Consider the following 16,113-nt stretch of genomic DNA (forward strand, 5'->3'; position numbering starts at 1 on the left):
CGTCACACGTACGACGGGACACGACGAGGCGGAGGGATGACGTAATGAGTGCGAACACGCGGCTGGAGGAGCTAGGCGTGAGCGGTCTGGGCGGGAGCGGGCTGGGGGAGGTCGATGAGGCGGCGTTCTCGGGGCTGGCGGAGCGGCATCGGCGGGAGCTGCATGTGCACTGCTACCGGATGCTCGGGTCGTTCGATGACGCCGAGGACACCGTGCAGGAGACGTTCCTGCGTGCCTGGCGGCGGCGGGAGACCTTCGAGGGGCGGTCGACGTTCCGGGCCTGGCTGTACCGGATCGCCACCAACGCCTGCCTGGACCTGATCGCCAAGGGCCGCCCGGAACCCGCGACCGGCGGCGAGGTGCTGTGGCTGCAGCCCTACCCGGACCGGCTGCTCGACGAGCTGCCCGCGGGCGACGCGGACGAGCCGGAGACCGTCGCCGTCGCGCGGGAGACGATCGAGCTGGCGTACCTGGTCGCGGTCCAGCACCTCGCGCCGCGCCCGCGGGCCGTGCTGATCCTGCGGGACGTGCTCGGCTGGCGGGCGAAGGACGTCGCGGAAGCCCTCGGGGTCTCCGTCAACTCCGTGAACAGCGCCCTGCAGCGGGCCCGCGCCGGCCTGCGGGAGCACCTGCCTGCCGACCGGCAGGACTGGACCGGCGGCGAGGAGGACGCCGGAACGCGCGAGCTGGTACGCCGCTACACCGACGCCAGCGTGGCCACGGACATCCCGGCGCTCACCGCGATGCTGCGGGACGACGTCCGCTGCTCGATGCCGCCCACGCCGGGCCTGCACGTCGGCCGCGACGCGGTGGTGAACGACTGGCTCGAGGGCGGCTTCGAGGGCATGAAGGGCCTGCGCGCCGTCCTCACCTCCGTGAACCGGCAGCCCGCCGCCGCCTTCTACCTCTGGCAGAAGCAGGAGGGCGCGTACCTGCCCCTGACGATCGACGTCCTGCGCGTCACCGGCGGGGCGATCACCGAGATCGTCACGTTCCACGACGACCAGTTCCCGCGACTCGGGCTGCCCGAGCGCCTGCCGGCGGACGGCACGGAATAGTCCCGGCGCGGACGCCGGACACGCCGTCCGGCTCGCTGCGCGACGGCGAGCCCGGGCCGGACTTCGGACTCGGCGCCGGGTTCTGGTTCCGCGGCACGGGCGTCCGCGCCCTCCGGAACCCCGGGCGCCGCACGGCGAGCGTGCACATCGTCACCCCCGAGCCAGTACGGGAGGGTGCACATCGTCACCCGTAGAGCCAGTACGGTCACGTCCCGCTAGTCGGCGATGTCGACCCCGTATCCGCGTGCCAGGGCGCCGAGCCCGTGGTCATAGCCCTGGCCGACGGCGCGCAGGCGCCAGAGCGGGCCTCTGCGGTAGATCTCCGCGAGTAGCATGGTGCGTTCGGTTGTCGCGGCGTCCAGGGTGGCCCGGGCGAGTGGTGCCCCGCTGCTGCCGAGGGCCGCACCGATCTGGATCGCGCCGACCGTACCGAAAGTGGCGGCGCTGTCGATGGCCGCGGCGACGACGACCTTGCGGGTCGCGGGCGGCATGGACGCCAGGTCGAGGGCTATGGTCTGTTCGGCCGGGCCGCCGGTGAGGAGCCGTACGGTGCCGGCGGGGCTCTCGGGAGCGCCGTAGAAGATGAAGTCCTCGTCGAAGGTGACCTGTTCGTCCTCGTCGAGGACGAAAGCGACGACGTCGATCTCACAGCCGGCCTGCGGAGCCCAGCTCGCGGTGATGTAGCACTCGGGCGCGGGTGTGCCGTTCTGGATGGGCAGGTCGATGACGCCGCCCCTTGGCACGACCTGTGGTTCCTGTGCCCGGACGGCCGCCGTGCCCTGGTCGGTCACTGTCGGCGCGGTGAGCCAGTGTGCGTCGTGGACGGGGAGCTCAAGGGCGGTGATGCGGGTCATGCGGCGGTCCTTGGGGCCGCCGACGAGAAGGACGACGTCGGTGACGCTCGCCGACAGGTTGATGGCCGCGGACGCGCCCAGTTCGACGACGCGGGTACGGGCCGCGACGGCAGCGGCATGGACACCGCCGACCACCAGGACCCGGCGGCCCTTCAGCGGATCCTCCGAGGTACTCACCAGGCTCGAGGGCGGGCGGGGATCGGGAACGGATCCGCTGGGGGAGAGTGCGGGGAGGACAGCCTCGGCCGGTGTGGATGTGGCAGAACCCGTGGGGGATACGGGCCCGCCGGCCGGGGCTTGTGTCGTCACCGGCTCCGTCACCGGTGCGATCACTGCAGCGGCAGCGGCAGCGGCTGTGCCTGTGGCAGCCGTCGCCTCATGCGCCGTCCCGCTTCGTACGTCGGTCAGCAGCCGCAGAAAGGTGGGCTCATCGATGACCGGTACGCCGTCGGCGATCGCGCGTCGGGCCTTTGCCGAATCGGACGTCGGGTCGTTGGTGACCAGTGCGCTGGTGTGCCGGCTGACGGACTGCATCATGTTCAGCCCGGCGGAGACAGCCCGACCGACCAACTCCGCCCGGGCGAGGGCGGTCTCCCCGGTGATCGCGATCTTCATCCCCTGCTGGAGCGGTCCGCCGGGAACCAGCCGCCCAGGATTCCGGTACGCGCAGGGCGTCTTGGGCGGCTGCGGCGTGAACGTGGATTCTGCCCGCGGCGGGCAGCTCACCAGCGGCAACGGCAGATCGAGCCGTGCTGCCTCGCGCAGCGTCGCCCGCAGGATTCCCGCCAGCACGCGGGTGTCGTCGAGTGCGTCGTGCGCCCGCAGCTGCGGTACGCCGTAATGAGCGGCGAGAGTGCCCAGTTTCATGTCGGCCGTCGGCGGATCCACCTGGCGGTTGAGGGCCAGGGTGCACAACCGCCGCGACACCGGCAGCCACATCCGGGCACGGGCGAACTCGTAGGCCAGGAAGTCGTAGTCGAACTGGGCGTTGTGGGCGACCAGGACCCGGTCCTGAAGCATCGCGCCGATTCGCCCGGCGACCTGGTCGAAGGTCGGTGCACCCCGCAGCCGCTCGGGCGTCAGCCCGTGCACGTCCACCGGTCCCGGGTCGCATCCGGGGTTGAGCAGCGTGGAGAACTCCCCCGTCTGCTCCCCGTCCGGACCGATCGTCACCACCGCGACGGACAGCACCCGGTCCCGCCGAGGAGTGAGTCCGGAGGTCTCCACGTCGACCAAGGCCCAGTCGTGGGCGTAGTCGCCCATAGCGCGTGCGTCGAACGACGCGGAGGCGAGAGTCATGGCGCCAAGGATGATGGGCTATTCACCACTCCTTCAACCTGTATGCCGTTTTGCCCTGACCTTGAGGGACGTCAGGCCTCGTCGGCCACAGCGAGCCCCGGACGCGAACCCATCACCCCTGTCGCGAAAAACGCGCACACACAGGGCCAAAATGTCCTCGAACTTCTCAAACGAGCGCACCGCGAACACGACCGCGAGAAGTGCTCACGCAATTGGCTCACCCACTGGTCGGACCACGAGCCCGCCCGCTGCCTGCCACATCCGGACCCAATGCCGATGGCGACGTAGCGCACCTGGGCCCGCCAGAAGTCGGGCTGGGAGCTGAGCCCGTAGGCAACCGGAGTGGAGTGGCGGCCCTCTACCTGGCCGAACCGACGTTCGCCCATGCTCCTGCATCGCAGGTGCGTCAGCGCACCACTATCCGAGGGTCCGACCAACGTTCATGACTGCCTCAACCGTCGCTCCACGTCGCCTTTCTCGTATATGGCTGCTCCCGGTGCCGTGGACTGTGGCCCTTGGCTTATGGGGGCTTTCCCGGCAGGACAGTGTGTGGCGGGACGAGGCCGCAACCTGGCAGGTGGCCCAAAGGTCCACCGGAGACATCGTGCGCATGCTGGAGCAGGTCGATGTCGTGCATGGGCTGTACTACCTGCTCATGCACGGACTCTTCGAGTGCTTCGGGCCTTCTACCACGACGTTGCGGCTGCCTTCCGTACTGGCCATGGCAGGGGCTGCCGCATGTGTGACGGTCATCGGTCGTCGGCTGGGCGGGACTTGGGTGGGTCTGGGAGGAGGGCTGGCGTTCGGACTTCTCCCGGCTGTGCAGTTCTACCTCCAGGAGGGCCGCCCTTACGCATTCGTCGCGGCCGGGACGGGGCTCGCGACGCTGCTGCTTGTGACCCTGCTTCAGGGGCGTGGCGAGATGGTGCACTGGGTGGCCTACAGCGGCGCAGTCCTCGTGTGCGGGCTGCTGAACTGGCTCTCGCTGCTGATTCTGCCCGCGCACCTGGCGACCCTGGCGTGGGCGCAAGCCGGACGCGAGGTGTGGACACGCTGGGCGGCGGCTTCGGCGGCCGCGACGACGTGCGTATCGCCACTGATCCTCTTCAGCCGAAGCCAGTCCGCCCAGGCTTCCTGGATACCACCGCTGACCTGGCACATGTTGATCGGCCCGGCGGTCCTGCTCGCGATCGGTGGGCTCGGAGTCCTGCTGGACCGATCCCGGGCAAGACGACTGTCGGTGGCGGCAGTCGGGTTTCCGCTACTGGCGGTTCCGCAGACTGGCCTGATCGGGCTCTCCCTGATCCAGCCGCTGTTCGTGGACCGATACGTTCTGTTCAGTCTGCTGGGTCTGGCGCTGCTGGTCGGTGTGATCCTTGGCGCGGTGGTACGGGCGACAGCAAAGCGATTACCGAGGGCGTCGATGTGGATTCTCCCCGCGATGGTCGCCGTGGCGATGCTGGCACTGCTGCCGCAGTCGCTGGCCAAGCGGTCCCCGGCAAGCCGGGTGGACGACGTCCTGGCGGCAGCGGCCCAGGTACAGCAGCTGAAGAAGTCCGGGGACGCAGTCCTCTACCTACCGGCCGCACGACGGGACACCAAGCTGGTCTCCCCCCAGGCTTTCACCGGCCTGCAGGACATTGCCCTGGTGGAGAGCCCGGAAAAGTCCGGGACCCTGAAGGGCGTGGAAGCAAGCCCCGCCCGGATACGGGTCGCGATGCTCGACCAGCGGCGAATCGTGCTGGTCACGGACGCGACGCAAGTAGCGAGGCCGACAAGGGGGGAGCGAGACAGAGTGATGGTCTCCGTACTGAAGCAGTACTTCACTCCGGTAGCGGACGAGGAGGTCCGCGGTCGAAGGGTGACGGTGTACGAGCGGCTCACACCGGCTCCGTGACCAGGTCCGATGGACACGGCAGCCGCTGGCCACAGGCCCACCGGCCGACTGCCACGCGCTTCTTACGGAGCCGTGACGTGCTGGGCGCGGAAGCGGCGTCTGGCGGGGTGCGGGCCTAGCGTTCGCGTTATGCGAGTACTGGTCACCGGCGGAGCCGGGTTCATCGGGTCGGCGGTTGTGGCGGCGCTTCGGGCGCGGGGACATGAGGCGGTGGTGTACGACCTCGTGTCCGGGGGCGATGTACGGGATCGGGACGCCGTGGGGCGGGCGCTCGACGGGGTCGATGCCGTGTGTCATCAGGCCGCCATGGTGGGGTTGGGGAAGGGGTTCGAGGATGCGGCCGCGTATGTGAGCAGCAATGATCTCGGGACCGCTGTGTTGTTGTCGGCCATGGCGGACGCGGGGGTGCGGGGGCTGGTGCTCGCCGGGTCGATGGTGGTGTACGGGGAGGGGCGGTACGAGTGCGGGCGGCATGGGGTCGTACGGCCCGGTCCGCGGGAAGTCGCCGACCTGGACGCAGGACGCTTCGAGCCCAACTGCCCTGTGTGCGGGGATGAGTTGGCGCCAGGGCTGGTCGGCGAGGACGCCCCCGTCGATCCGCGGAACGTGTACGCCACGACCAAGCTGGCCCAGGAGCATCTGGCCGCCTCCTGGGCTCGGGCAGTGGACGGGCGAACGGTTTCGCTTCGCTACCACAACGTGTACGGGCCGGGGATGCCGCGCGACACCCCGTACGCCGGGGTCGCCTCCTTCTTCCGCTCCGCGCTGGCACGCGGGGAATCGCCGCGGGTCTTCGAGGACGGGGGCCAGCGACGGGACTTCGTACACGTACGCGATGTGGCTTCCGCCAACGTGCTGGCACTGGAGGCCCTTTCGGACGCGGCCCCGTTCCGCGCGTACAACGTAGGCAGCGGCGACCCACACACGGTCGGCGACCTGGCCGAAGCACTGGCCGCCGCCCATGGCGGACCCGCGCCCGTCGTCACCGGGGAGTACCGGCTAGGCGACGTCCGGCACATCACGGCCGATTCGGCGCGCGTGCGCGGCGAGTTGGGCTGGAAGCCGGAGGTGGGCTTCGAGGAGGGGGTGCGGGAATTCGCGACGGCGGCGGGGCTGAGGGGCGGGGGCTCCGGGCGCTGACGCGCCCGCGCCCCTCAGGGGCGCAGGGGCGGCGCAGGGGCCCGCCCCGTAAGGAGCGCAGGGATGCGCCCCGTAAGGGGCGCGGGGAACTGCGCGACCAGCCACAACGCACCGGCAGCCGAGATACGACTCCCAAGGGGGGCCTGGGGGCGCAGCCCTCAGTTTCGGGAAGGGGCGGGGCTGGGGAAAGAAACCCCGCCCAAGCGAAGCTCAGCCCACTCGCTGAGTAGCCCGAAGCTGCTCCAAACGCTGGTGCACATGCTGCAGCGCACCCTCACGACGCCCCGGCACCCGGCCCCGCAACTCGGCCAGGGCGCCACCCAGTTCGCGAGCAGCGCCCGCATCGGCGACACGCCCCCACTGGTGATGAGCCCGGTCGACGGCCGCCTCGACGGCAGGAGCGTCAGGCGACTGCCCCGCCCCGAGCCGCGCATCGGCCACAGCCATCCACGTCCGACAACTACGCACGGCATCCCCCGCAAACATGGCCAGATCAGCCCGCACCTCCATCCAGTGCACAACCTCATCCGACCCCGCCCCGTACACGCGCAACGCATCCTGCTCCCAACGAGCGGCCAGCCCATCGGCTTCCCCATGCCGCCCGTCCTCTACGGCGGAGGCGATCTCGACGTGGGGGTCGGAGGCGACGGGCGCCTCCGGCGACGCGGCGGAAGAGACGGGGGGCGCGGACGCCTCCGACGACGCGGCGGGGACGAACGGCGCAGGCACCTCCCCCGGTGACGCGGTGTGGACCGCCGACTCAGGCTCCTCCCGCGATGCGGCAGCCGGGGCAAGGGATACGGGCGACTCCGTCGGCGAGCCGGCACGGACGATCGGCGCAGGCGCCTCCCCAGGCGCGGCAGCGTGGCCCGCCGACGCAGACGCCTCCCGAGGCGCGGCTGCTGAGGCCAGGGATTCGGACGTCTCCGGCCGCAAGCCGGCAGGGACGAACGGCGCAGGCGCCTCCCCAGGCGCGGCAACGTGGACGGCCGACGCAGACGCCTCCCCCGGTGAGCCGACGTGTACGGCCGACGCAGGCGCATCCCGTGCCGGAGCGGCGTGGACCGCCGACCCAGGCGCGTCCCCCGCCGGGACGGCATAGGCGGCCCGCGCCGCCTCCGCGAACGGCCCCGGACCCGCAGCCGCCGGCGACTCCACCGCCAGCACAAGGTCCCGCCGAACGGCGTCCGGCTCCTCGCCGGCCAGCCGTGTCAGCGCCTGCTGGTGCAACTCATGCGGCGCCGGACGGTGGCCGCTGCGCAGGATCGTTGCGACGGACTTCATGTACGTCGGCAGGGCGAGCGTCCGCCGCGGCGGAGGCGGGGCGACCCGGCCGTACAGCCGGACGCCGGGTCCGACAGCGAGCGGCTGCGTGACCAGGTGCTGCCAGGTCTCCGCGTCGGCGTGCAGGTCGGCGAAGACGGTCGTACCGCCGGGCGCCCGCAGCCGCAGCTCCTCGCGGATCCAGTGCCAGGGGAAGCCGGTGTAGCGGACGGTCGACGGGGTCGTACGGGCCAGGGCCAGGTGCGGAAGCCGTTGGCGGCGGTCGAGTTGGAGCTGGCCGGTGACGAAGACCGTCAGCGGGCCGGGGGCCGTGGCGGCGGCACGCAGGCGGGTCAGGACGGCCTGCGGCTCCAGAGGGTCGGCGAGTTCGACAACGTTCGCCGTGTCCGTGCCGGAGAGCACCGCGGGCGCCACCGCCGCGAGCACGGGAAGCACCGACGCCGCGTCCACCAGAGACCTCTTGCCCACCGGCGCGGCCGCCAGCAGCAGCACGGTTCCCGGCATAACTCCCGCCCCCTCTCCATCGACCAGCACGTCAGCACCGTAACCGCTGCGCGTGCAAAGCGGGGACAGGGCGGAGACAGAGCGGGGACAGATGGAGCCATGGGAGCCCGAAGACGGCGGATTCGAGCAAGCGGACGAAGTCGCTCACCCTACCTACGGGTACGTGTGACCATAGGGGCGCCTGTGAAGCTTTGAGGTCTCAAAAAGTCAGCAAAGGAACAGGACATGACCAAGCCTGTCCCCAACTCCCGCACAGCCGCTGTCTCCTCGCCCTCCACCCCCTCGGGCGCCGCCCCCGCCACCCATCTCCTCGTGGTGGAGGACGACATCGGCGTCCGCGACGTGCTTGCCACGGCCCTGGAATTCATCGGCTTCGAGGTGACCTGCGCAGCCACCGGCCACCAGGCCCTGCGCCTCGTCACACGGCGCATCCCCGACCTCGTCCTGCTCGACGTCAACCTCCCCGACCTCGACGGCTTCGAGGTATGCCGGACCCTGCGCGAACGGGACCTCACCATGCCCGTGCTGTTCCTCTCCGGACGCAGCGGGGTCGACGACCGGGTGCACGGACTGGACGTGGGCGGCGACGACTTCGTCACCAAGCCGTTCGAGCTGAAGGAGGTGGCGGCCCGTATCCGCGCCCTGCTGCGCCGCACCGCCGAACGGCCCACGCGGCGCCGCTGCCTGAGTGTCGGTCATGTGCAACTCGATCCCGACGCACACCAGGTGTGGGCGGCCGGGCGCCCGGTCCGGCTCACTCCCACCGAATTCGCCCTGCTGCGCTACCTGTTGGAGAACTCCGACCGGGTGCTGACCCGCTCCCAGATACAGGAGCGCGTCTGGAACCACCGCGACGAGAGCTCCGGCATCGTGGACACCTGCGTCTACTACCTGCGCCGCAAGCTGGGCGACCAGGACCAGTCACTCATCCGTACCGTCCGCGGGGTGGGCTACCGGATGTCCGCGGTCTGACCGTCAGCGTCCGGTAGCCCGGACCCGGACCGTCGAAGTCCACGTCGCGCCGCAACCTTCATCAAATCCTTATCCCGTACGGAGCGGTTCCGGATCCGCGCTCGCTTCACTGAGGCCGCGGCCTCCACTCGGGGCTGCCCCTTCTTTCCCACCCCCACAGGGAGCACAGCAACATGTACTCCGTACGGAAGAAAATCGCGGCCGCCCTGGGCTCCGCGATCACCCTGGCCGCCCTCGTCGTGGCCACCCCCGGCACCGCCATGGCCGACCACGAGGAGCAGCCGACCGTCGCGCAGCTCCTCGAGCAGTGCAACAACGGCACGGACCGGTGCGAGTTCCACGTCGAGTCGGTCGAGAAGTACCTCGGCCCGGAGCAGCGGGTCACCTCCGACGCGTACAACTGCACGAGCGTCAACCAGAGCCTGTCCAAGACGTGGTCGGACACCACGTCGACCGGCACCTCGACGACCCAGACCATCGAGTTCGGCGGGGCCTTCGAGGCCTTCAAGCTCGGGTTCAGCAGCGCCACCGGGAAGACCTGGGAGAAGTCCCACACCGAGACGCACACCGAGAGCCTGTGGATCGGCCCGCAGAAGAAGGGCTGGCTCACCCACCGGGCGCACATGGTCAGGTCGCATGGCTACTACCAGCTCAACTTCGGCGACCGTTACTACGGCCACTACATCTGGTACGTCAACGACGTGACGATGACCGGCATCGACCCCGACAACACGTACGGCGAGAGCCCCGTGTTCCGCGAGGCGGCGACGGGCTCCGGCGACTGCTGAGCCGACGGGCTAGATGACAGTTCCCCGCGCCCTGTGAGGGGCGCGGGGCTGTGTCGATGTGCGGCTCCGCCGCGATGGGGGTCCCCCCGCTCATGGGGGTCCCCCCGCTCGAGCGAAGCCGAGAGTGGGGGGAGGAGCCGAGAGTGGGGGAGCGACCAGCCACAACGCACCCGCGGCGTCAATCCCACCTGCGGAAGCGCTACACCTCCACGGTCGGCAGCGTCACCTCGAAACGACAGCCCCCGGACACGTTCCGTACGACCGCCCGGCCCCGGTGGGCCTCCACGATCCCGCGCACAATCGCGAGCCCCAGCCCCGCCCCCGCCGGAGGCGTCCGCGCGTGCGTACCGCGCCACCCCGTGTCGAAGACCCGCGGCAGGTCCTCCTCGGGAATCCCCCCGCAACTGTCCGTAACGGACAACACAACCCCCTCCGGCGACCGGTGCGCCGAAACGGCCACCGTCCCATCGGACGGCGTCCGCCGAATCGCGTTGACCAGCAGATTCCCCAGTACGCGACTCATCTCCTTGCCGTCCACCTCCACCGGCACCGGTTCGATCCCGGCCCCCACCAGCCGCACCCCATGCTCACGGGCCAGCGCGTCGGCCCCCGCCAGCGCGTCCCCGACGAGGTCGTACACCGACATCCGCGAGGGGTTCAGCGCCAGCGCCCCGGCATGGATGCGGGACAGTTCGAACAGGTCGCCGACCATGTCGTTGAGCCGCTCGACCTCGGTACGGATCTGCCGCAGATACCGGTGCGGATCCGCCGCGACACCGTCCTCCAGCGCCTCCGACATCGCGCGCAGTCCGGCCAACGGGGTGCGCAGGTCGTGCGAGATCCAGGCGACGAGTTCGCGCCGGGAGGTCTCCAGGGCGCGCTCGCGCTCCCGGGACTCGTGGAGCTTCGCGCTGGTGGCCGCCAACTCCCGGCTGAGCGCGGCGAGTTCGGCGGTTCCGCCGCCGGCTGGGGCGGCGAAGTCGCCGCCGTCGCCGAAGGAGCGGGCGGCGATGGTGAGGTCCCGGCTGCGGGCGACCACCCAGCGGCCCAGGAGCATCGCCGTCGGCACGGAGACCAGGGCCGCCATCGCGACGACGGTCGTCACGACGGCGAGGTCGTGTTCGTTCAGGAACATCGCCTGCGCGACCATGAGCGTCCCGGCCAGCATCGCGGCGACGGCCACGAACACCACGACGTGCAGCGAGACCGTGAGCGACCGGTGCCGGACCAGCCTCAGTACGAAGGCGCCCAGCACACCTGCGACCACGGCACCCAGCAGGGCGCAGGCCGCGATGAGGAGCATGTCCTGCATGGGGGGTATTTCCTCCATGGCGATCATCGGCCCTCCCCTCCTTCTCCTTCGGAAACACCGGCCGCGTCAGCACCGGCCGTGTCGAAGCGGTACCCCACGCCCCACACCGTCTGAATCAGCTCGGGCCGCGCCGGGTCGGTCTCGATCTTGGCGCGAAGCCTGCGGACATGGACGGTGACCGTGGAGAGGTCACCGAAGTCCCAGCCCCAGACCTCGCGCATCAGCTCTTCACGGCCGTACGCGTGTCCTGGGTTCCGGAGGAAGAAGGCGAGGAGGTCGAACTCGCGGACGGTGAGGGCGAGTTCCGTACCGTCTTTGGTGGCGCGGCGGCCCTCCGGGTCCACGCTGAGGCCGGCCGCGCGCAGCATTCCCCGCGGTTCGGCGGAGGGCCGGCTGCGGCGTAGTACGGACTCGACGCGCAGAACCAGCTCGCGCGGGCTGAACGGCTTGGTGACGTAGTCGTCGGCGCCCACCTCGAGGCCGAGGATGCGGTCGTCCTCGTCACCGCGGGCGGTCAGCATGATCACGGGTACGGGGCCCCGCCCGCGCATCCGGCGGCACACCTCCAGGCCGTCCATACCGGGCAGCATCAGGTCCAGTACGACCAGGTCGGGCCAGTGCGCGGTGGCCTGCGCCAGCGCGGAGGGGCCGTCGACGGCCCGGTCCACGACGTAACCGGCCCGGTCGAGGTAGCCCGAGACGATCTCGGCGACGGTGGGGTCGTCGTCAACGACGAGAACGCGGGTGCCGGAGGTGTCGTACGGCTGCGGCTGCTGCTGGTGCATGTCGCCAGGGTCGCACCGCGGGCGCGCGGATGTCCTGCGTCCGGGGGCCGGAGGGCTCGGGCGTCCTTGATTCGTAAGGAGATGGGGGGACGGGGAGCCGTACGGAATGCGGGCGGAACCCAGGCGGATCCCTGGCGGCGGACCGACGTCCGTGTTTCGTAAGGAGCCGCTATCCGTTATGTCCACTTCACGTTCGTACTGTGAAAGCCGTGTACCCGAATCCCACCACGAAACCCGACGTCGATGTCGTCCTGCCCTGTCTGAACGAAGCCGCCGCGCTCCCCTGGGTGCTGGCCCTCATCCCCGAGGGCTGGCGCGCGCTGGTCGTGGACAACGGTTCCACCGACGGCTCCGCCGATGTGGCCCGTGGCCTCGGCGCGACCGTCGTCCACGAGGAGCGGCGCGGCTTCGGCGCGGCCTGCCACGCGGGGCTGCTCGCCGCCACCGCGGACATCGTCTGCTTCTGCGACTGCGACGCCTCGCTGGACCCGTCCCTGCTCGTGCCCTTCGTACGCGAGATCCGTGACGGCGAGGCCGACCTGGTACTCGGGCGGCGGCGCCCGCAGGGCCGCGGCGCCTGGCCGGCGCACGCCCGCGCGGGCAACCTCGCGCTGTCCCGGATGCTCCGCCGCCGCACCGGCGTACGCCTCCACGACCTCGGCCCCCTGCGCGCCGCCCGCCGCGAGGACCTGCTCGGCCTCGGCCTCACGGACCGCCGCAGCGGCTACCCCCTGCAGATGGTCGTCCGCGCCGCCGACGCCGGCTGGCGCATCGCCGAACACGACGTCCCGTACCTGCCGCGCACCGGCACCTCCAAGGTCACCGGCACCTGGCGCGGCACGTGGCACGCGGTACGGGACATGCGCCGGGTGCTGACGGAGCCGGCGTACGCCACCAGCCAAGGAACCGTCCAAGGACCCGTCCAAGGAGGAGCCCACCGATGACCAACCTGCTCGTCATCGCCAAGGAACCGCGACCCGGACGCGTGAAGACGCGGCTGACCCCGCCGTTCACGCCCGAGGAGGCGGCGGCGCTCGCGGAGGCGGCGCTGGCCGACACCCTGAGCGCGGTGCTCGCGACGCCCGCGGACCGGCGGGTCCTGGTGCTCGACGGGAAGCCGGGGCCATGGCTGCCGCCCGGCGTCGAGGTGGTCCCGCAGTGCGCGGGCGGGCTCGACGAACGGCTGGCCGCGGCGTTCGCGGACTGCACGGGACCGGCGCTGCTCATCGGCATGGACACGCCTCAGGTAACCGCCGAACTCCTCACGTTCGGGGCCGACTTCACGGAGTGCGACGCCTGGTTCGGACCCGCGGAGGACGGCGGCTTCTGGGCGCTGGGGCTCGCCGACCCGGACCCCGCCCTGCTGCGTGGCGTTCCGATGTCGACGCCCACGACAGGAGCCCTGCAACGGGCCCGGCTCACGGCCGCCGGACTGCGCGTACGCGATCTGCCGCGGCTGCGGGACGTCGACACGGCGTACGACGCCTGGCTGGTCGCCGAGCAGGTCATGGTTCAGGGACAGGGCAGCCGTTTCGCGGCGGAGTTCGACCGGCTGGCGGCGGGCGTACGGCGGTCGGACGTCGAGCAGTTCATCGCCGAGCCGTCCGTCGCCGACCGAGCCGCTGCCGAGCGGTCCGTCGCCGAAGGTTCCGTCGTCGAGCGCTCGGTCGTGGGGCGATGAGCACGGCGAGTACGGCGAGCGCGACGGATACAGACGCGAGTACGGGTACGGGGGCGGCGTCCGCGTGGTGCGTCGACCCGTACGCGGACGCCCTCCGCGACGGGCGCGGCCCGCTCTTCCTGCGCCGTAACGACGGCTGGCTGCTCCCGCTCGAGGTCGAGCGGTGGTGCGCGCGAGCCGACGCCGCCGATCTGTCCGCGCTGCGGCAGTGCGAAGGGGCCGTACTGGATGTGGGCTGCGGGCCCGGTCGGCTGGTCGCGGCCCTCGCCTTAAAGGGCCGGCCAGTCCTCGGGATAGACGTCAGCGAGGCGGCCGTCAACCACACCGTGGAACTCGGCGGACAGGCGCTGCGCCGCTCGGTGTTCGACCCGTTGCCGGGGGAGGGCCGCTGGAACACGGCACTGCTCATCGACGGCAACATCGGCATCGGCGGCGACCCGGACGCCCTGCTGCGCCGGATCGCCCAACTCCTCGCACCGGACGGCTTGTTGATCGCCGAGACCGCACCCGTGGACGTCGACGAACAGGTCCAGGTGCACGTCACCGACGCCCAGGGCGCCGCCGGAACCCCGTTCCCCTGGGCCCGGCTCGGCAGCCGCGCCCTGCTGAGGCGCGCCCGCCGGCTCGGCTGGCGTACGGACGGTCAGTGGACGGCGGACGGCCGCTGCTTCGTGGCCCTGCGCCGCGCCCGTACCGAACGGATCAGCATCCACAGCGCCGACACCCCGAACAGCACCGCCGTCATCAAAAGCCAGCGCCCCAGGAACACATCGCCGGACGAGCCGGTGGACGCCTCGTAACGCCGCTCGACCCGCCCGCTGATCAGCGGAAACCACACCAGCAGCAGCAGTCCGGACAGGGCCGCCGGGACACGGACGAACATCAGCCACTCCCGGCGCCCGACCACCCCGAGCGCGGCCCCGACGACCCGGTCGGCAGCGGCGTACAACGGCAGCAGCACGAGATCGTGCAGCAGCGCCGCCCCGACGATCCACATCAGTACGCCCCACCAGTCCCCCGCCAGCAGCTGTACGCCGGCATACGCGACGAGCGCGAACGAGCAGGCCAGCAGCAGGAGTTGGAGGGGACTCTCGCCGTACCAGCGACGCCACCGGTTCCGTACGCTCGTCATCCGTACGTGCATTGCAGGGCTCCTCACAGGTCTCCGAACGTCAGCCGGGCCACCCACTTGGTGTTCAGCACCCCGGGCGCGGCGGGGACGATGATGCGCGCCGGGTAGCCGTGGTCGGGGGTCAGCGGCTCGCCGTTGACGTACAGGGCGAGCAGCGAGCGCGGGTCGCGGACCTGGTTGTCGCGCAGGGCGGCCCGTCGGAAAGAACCCGCACGCTGGAGCGACTCCACAAACAGATCAGGCGCCTGGCCCCGGTCGTACCCCGCCAATTCGGCAAGATCCCGAAGCCGTACGCCCCGCCACCACTGGTCACCCGTCGACCAGCCCTCCACGCAGGCGATGGGCAACGCGGCGCTGTACAGCGGCAGTTCGTGCAGCTCCGCCCGACTGAGCCGGACCGTACGACGCCCTTCGAGGACGAGCCGCCACGCCTCGTCGCTCGTCTCATCCGCCTTGATCCCCACCGCCGCGGCCGTCTTGTTGATCTGGAAGCCGCCGGGTCCCGAGCCGGGCTCCGGCCCACCGTGCGGCGCGAGAATCGCCGTCCGGCGCAGGGGGCCGTCGAAGTTCTGCCCCACGGTCGTGGCGAGCAGGAACAGCGAGGAGCCGCCGACGAGTTGGAGCGCGCCGCGCCGGGAGACGGTGGGCGGGTCGGGCCGCGGTGACACCAACTCCCCTGTTTCTCCGCCTCGTTCGCGTCGGATATTGCGCAGAACCGTCGGCATCTTCAGCGCCGCGTGCGCGACGAAGGCGGCGAAGAACACCCAGGCCCCGTAGAAGTGCAGGGGGTAGAAGGAGCCGGGGAAGACGTAGTCGAGCTGGACGTTCAGCACGCCCGTCACGAACTCGAACAGCGCGCTTCCGACGAGTACGAGCAGCGAGAGCCGTTCCAGCGCGTGCCCGAGGGAGCGCGCGGGCGGCAGCTCGAAGAGCTTGGGGATGACCGACCACAGCTTGGCGAGGAGTACGGGGATCAGGGCGATGCCGAGCGTGACGTGCGTGCCCTGGTTGAGGCGGTACAGCCAGGGCGGGTCGGTGGGCCAGGCGAAGAGGTAGAAGCCGAGGAGGCCCTTGTCCGGGGTCTTGTCGTTGACCGGCGAGAGGTTCGGGTTGTACGCGGCGTACGACACGAGGCCCGTCACGAACAGGACGGTGATCCCGGCGAGCAGCACGACACCGAGCAGCGAGGTGAGCCGGGGGCCACGCAGAGGGCTGCGCCAGAAGGAGGGGGAGGTGGGGGAGATGGGGAGCCGTTCGCTCATACCCCGACGGTAGGCCGGTACGGGCGGGCCGAGGGGCGCTCGACTCATGACGAAAGGCTGACGTTCGTGCTGGCCGGGACGCCAGGGCGTGGCCCCGGCCCTAGCGTTTCCGCTGTGAACCGTGACCTTCTCCGGGACCTCGGCC

General features: G+C 71.0%; 13 protein-coding genes. 8 read left to right on the forward strand and 5 right to left on the reverse strand.

The genetic code is table 11. The features are described from left to right. The first annotated feature begins 44 nt into the window (after positions 1–44). Positions 45–1,058, forward strand: a complete 1,014-nt coding sequence (locus ACQEVY_RS22635; RefSeq protein ID WP_432951246.1) for an RNA polymerase subunit sigma-70 — start codon at positions 45–47, stop codon at positions 1,056–1,058. Between the two features lie 215 nt (positions 1,059–1,273). Here the strand turns inward: ACQEVY_RS22635 and ACQEVY_RS22640 are convergent, their stop codons facing one another. Next, the gene (locus tag ACQEVY_RS22640) at positions 1,274–3,211 is read right to left on the reverse strand and encodes a TerD family protein (RefSeq protein WP_432951248.1); all 1,938 of its coding nucleotides are present in this window, start codon (positions 3,209–3,211) and stop codon (positions 1,274–1,276) included. A gap of 442 nt (positions 3,212–3,653) precedes the next feature. Between ACQEVY_RS22640 and ACQEVY_RS22645 the strand changes: the two genes are divergently transcribed. Together ACQEVY_RS22645 and ACQEVY_RS22650 are read left to right on the forward strand one after the other, a co-directional pair. Continuing rightward, positions 3,654–5,108 (forward strand): glycosyltransferase family 39 protein, encoded by a 1,455-nt coding sequence (locus ACQEVY_RS22645; RefSeq protein ID WP_432951250.1) that lies wholly within the window; start codon positions 3,654–3,656, stop codon positions 5,106–5,108. Positions 5,109–5,237: 129 nt separating this feature from the next. Continuing rightward, entirely contained in the window at positions 5,238–6,248 is a 1,011-nt protein-coding gene (locus ACQEVY_RS22650; RefSeq protein ID WP_432951252.1) for an NAD-dependent epimerase/dehydratase family protein, read from the forward strand. A 210-nt stretch (positions 6,249–6,458) separates the two neighbouring features. Here the strand turns inward: ACQEVY_RS22650 and ACQEVY_RS22655 are convergent, their stop codons facing one another. Continuing rightward, the gene (locus ACQEVY_RS22655; RefSeq protein WP_432951254.1) at positions 6,459–8,066 is read right to left on the reverse strand and encodes a hypothetical protein; all 1,608 of its coding nucleotides are present in this window, start codon (positions 8,064–8,066) and stop codon (positions 6,459–6,461) included. A 195-nt stretch (positions 8,067–8,261) separates the two neighbouring features. On the opposite strand from ACQEVY_RS22655, the gene ACQEVY_RS22660 reads away from it, so the two are divergent. Next, positions 8,262–9,008 carry a response regulator transcription factor gene (locus ACQEVY_RS22660; RefSeq protein WP_432951256.1) on the forward strand — a complete coding sequence of 249 codons (747 nt, stop codon included), beginning with the start codon at positions 8,262–8,264 and terminating at the stop codon, positions 9,006–9,008. Positions 9,009–9,181: 173 nt separating this feature from the next. Next, on the forward strand, positions 9,182–9,796 hold the full coding sequence (locus tag ACQEVY_RS22665; RefSeq protein ID WP_432951258.1) for a hypothetical protein: 615 nt from the start codon (positions 9,182–9,184) through the stop codon (positions 9,794–9,796). Between the two features lie 199 nt (positions 9,797–9,995). Here ACQEVY_RS22665 and ACQEVY_RS22670 read toward each other — a convergent pair whose 3' ends face one another. Both ACQEVY_RS22670 and ACQEVY_RS22675 read right to left on the reverse strand, forming a co-directional pair. Further along, positions 9,996–11,108 carry a sensor histidine kinase gene (locus tag ACQEVY_RS22670; protein WP_432955353.1) on the reverse strand — a complete coding sequence of 371 codons (1,113 nt, stop codon included), beginning with the start codon at positions 11,106–11,108 and terminating at the stop codon, positions 9,996–9,998. A gap of 23 nt (positions 11,109–11,131) precedes the next feature. Beyond that, a complete protein-coding gene (locus ACQEVY_RS22675; protein WP_432951260.1) occupies positions 11,132–11,893 on the reverse strand; it encodes a response regulator transcription factor in 762 nt (253 codons plus the stop codon). A gap of 200 nt (positions 11,894–12,093) precedes the next feature. On the opposite strand from ACQEVY_RS22675, the gene ACQEVY_RS22680 reads away from it, so the two are divergent. From ACQEVY_RS22680 to ACQEVY_RS22690, 3 genes are read left to right on the forward strand one after another with little or no spacing between them, the layout of a single operon-like run. Then, the gene (locus ACQEVY_RS22680; protein ID WP_432951262.1) at positions 12,094–12,837 is read left to right on the forward strand and encodes a glycosyltransferase family 2 protein; all 744 of its coding nucleotides are present in this window, start codon (positions 12,094–12,096) and stop codon (positions 12,835–12,837) included. Further along, positions 12,834–13,574 carry a TIGR04282 family arsenosugar biosynthesis glycosyltransferase gene (locus ACQEVY_RS22685; RefSeq protein WP_432951264.1) on the forward strand — a complete coding sequence of 247 codons (741 nt, stop codon included), beginning with the start codon at positions 12,834–12,836 and terminating at the stop codon, positions 13,572–13,574. The genes ACQEVY_RS22680 and ACQEVY_RS22685 overlap by 4 nt, the downstream gene beginning before the upstream one ends. After that, positions 13,571–14,374: a class I SAM-dependent methyltransferase gene (locus ACQEVY_RS22690; protein ID WP_432951266.1), complete on the forward strand. Its 804-nt coding sequence runs from the start codon at positions 13,571–13,573 to the stop codon at positions 14,372–14,374. Before ACQEVY_RS22685 ends, ACQEVY_RS22690 begins: the two co-directional genes overlap by 4 nt. Positions 14,375–14,729: 355 nt before the next feature. Here ACQEVY_RS22690 and ACQEVY_RS22695 read toward each other — a convergent pair whose 3' ends face one another. Continuing rightward, complete coding sequence (locus ACQEVY_RS22695; protein ID WP_432951268.1) at positions 14,730–15,968, reverse strand: molybdopterin-dependent oxidoreductase; 1,239 nt, start codon at positions 15,966–15,968, stop codon at positions 14,730–14,732. Positions 15,969–16,113 lie beyond the last annotated feature (145 nt).

This window comes from Streptomyces sp. CA-288835 (assembly GCF_050936385.1).
GTDB lineage: Bacteria > Actinomycetota > Actinomycetes > Streptomycetales > Streptomycetaceae > Streptomyces.

Bases quoted from the DNA above. Each gene is read 5' to 3' on its own strand.
- ACQEVY_RS22635 (WP_432951246.1), top strand. From the start codon at position 45: ATGAGTGCGAACACGCGGCTGGAGGAGCTAGGCGTGAGCGGTCTGGGC.
- ACQEVY_RS22640 (WP_432951248.1), bottom strand. From the start codon at position 3,211: ATGACTCTCGCCTCCGCGTCGTTCGACGCACGCGCTATGGGCGACTAC.
- ACQEVY_RS22645 (WP_432951250.1), top strand. From the start codon at position 3,654: ATGACTGCCTCAACCGTCGCTCCACGTCGCCTTTCTCGTATATGGCTG.
- ACQEVY_RS22650 (WP_432951252.1), top strand. From the start codon at position 5,238: ATGCGAGTACTGGTCACCGGCGGAGCCGGGTTCATCGGGTCGGCGGTT.
- ACQEVY_RS22660 (WP_432951256.1), top strand. From the start codon at position 8,262: ATGACCAAGCCTGTCCCCAACTCCCGCACAGCCGCTGTCTCCTCGCCC.
- ACQEVY_RS22665 (WP_432951258.1), top strand. From the start codon at position 9,182: ATGTACTCCGTACGGAAGAAAATCGCGGCCGCCCTGGGCTCCGCGATC.
- ACQEVY_RS22670 (WP_432955353.1), bottom strand. From the start codon at position 11,108: ATGCAGGACATGCTCCTCATCGCGGCCTGCGCCCTGCTGGGTGCCGTG.
- ACQEVY_RS22675 (WP_432951260.1), bottom strand. From the start codon at position 11,893: ATGCACCAGCAGCAGCCGCAGCCGTACGACACCTCCGGCACCCGCGTT.
- ACQEVY_RS22685 (WP_432951264.1), top strand. From the start codon at position 12,834: ATGACCAACCTGCTCGTCATCGCCAAGGAACCGCGACCCGGACGCGTG.
- ACQEVY_RS22690 (WP_432951266.1), top strand. From the start codon at position 13,571: ATGAGCACGGCGAGTACGGCGAGCGCGACGGATACAGACGCGAGTACG.
- ACQEVY_RS22695 (WP_432951268.1), bottom strand. From the start codon at position 15,968: ATGAGCGAACGGCTCCCCATCTCCCCCACCTCCCCCTCCTTCTGGCGC.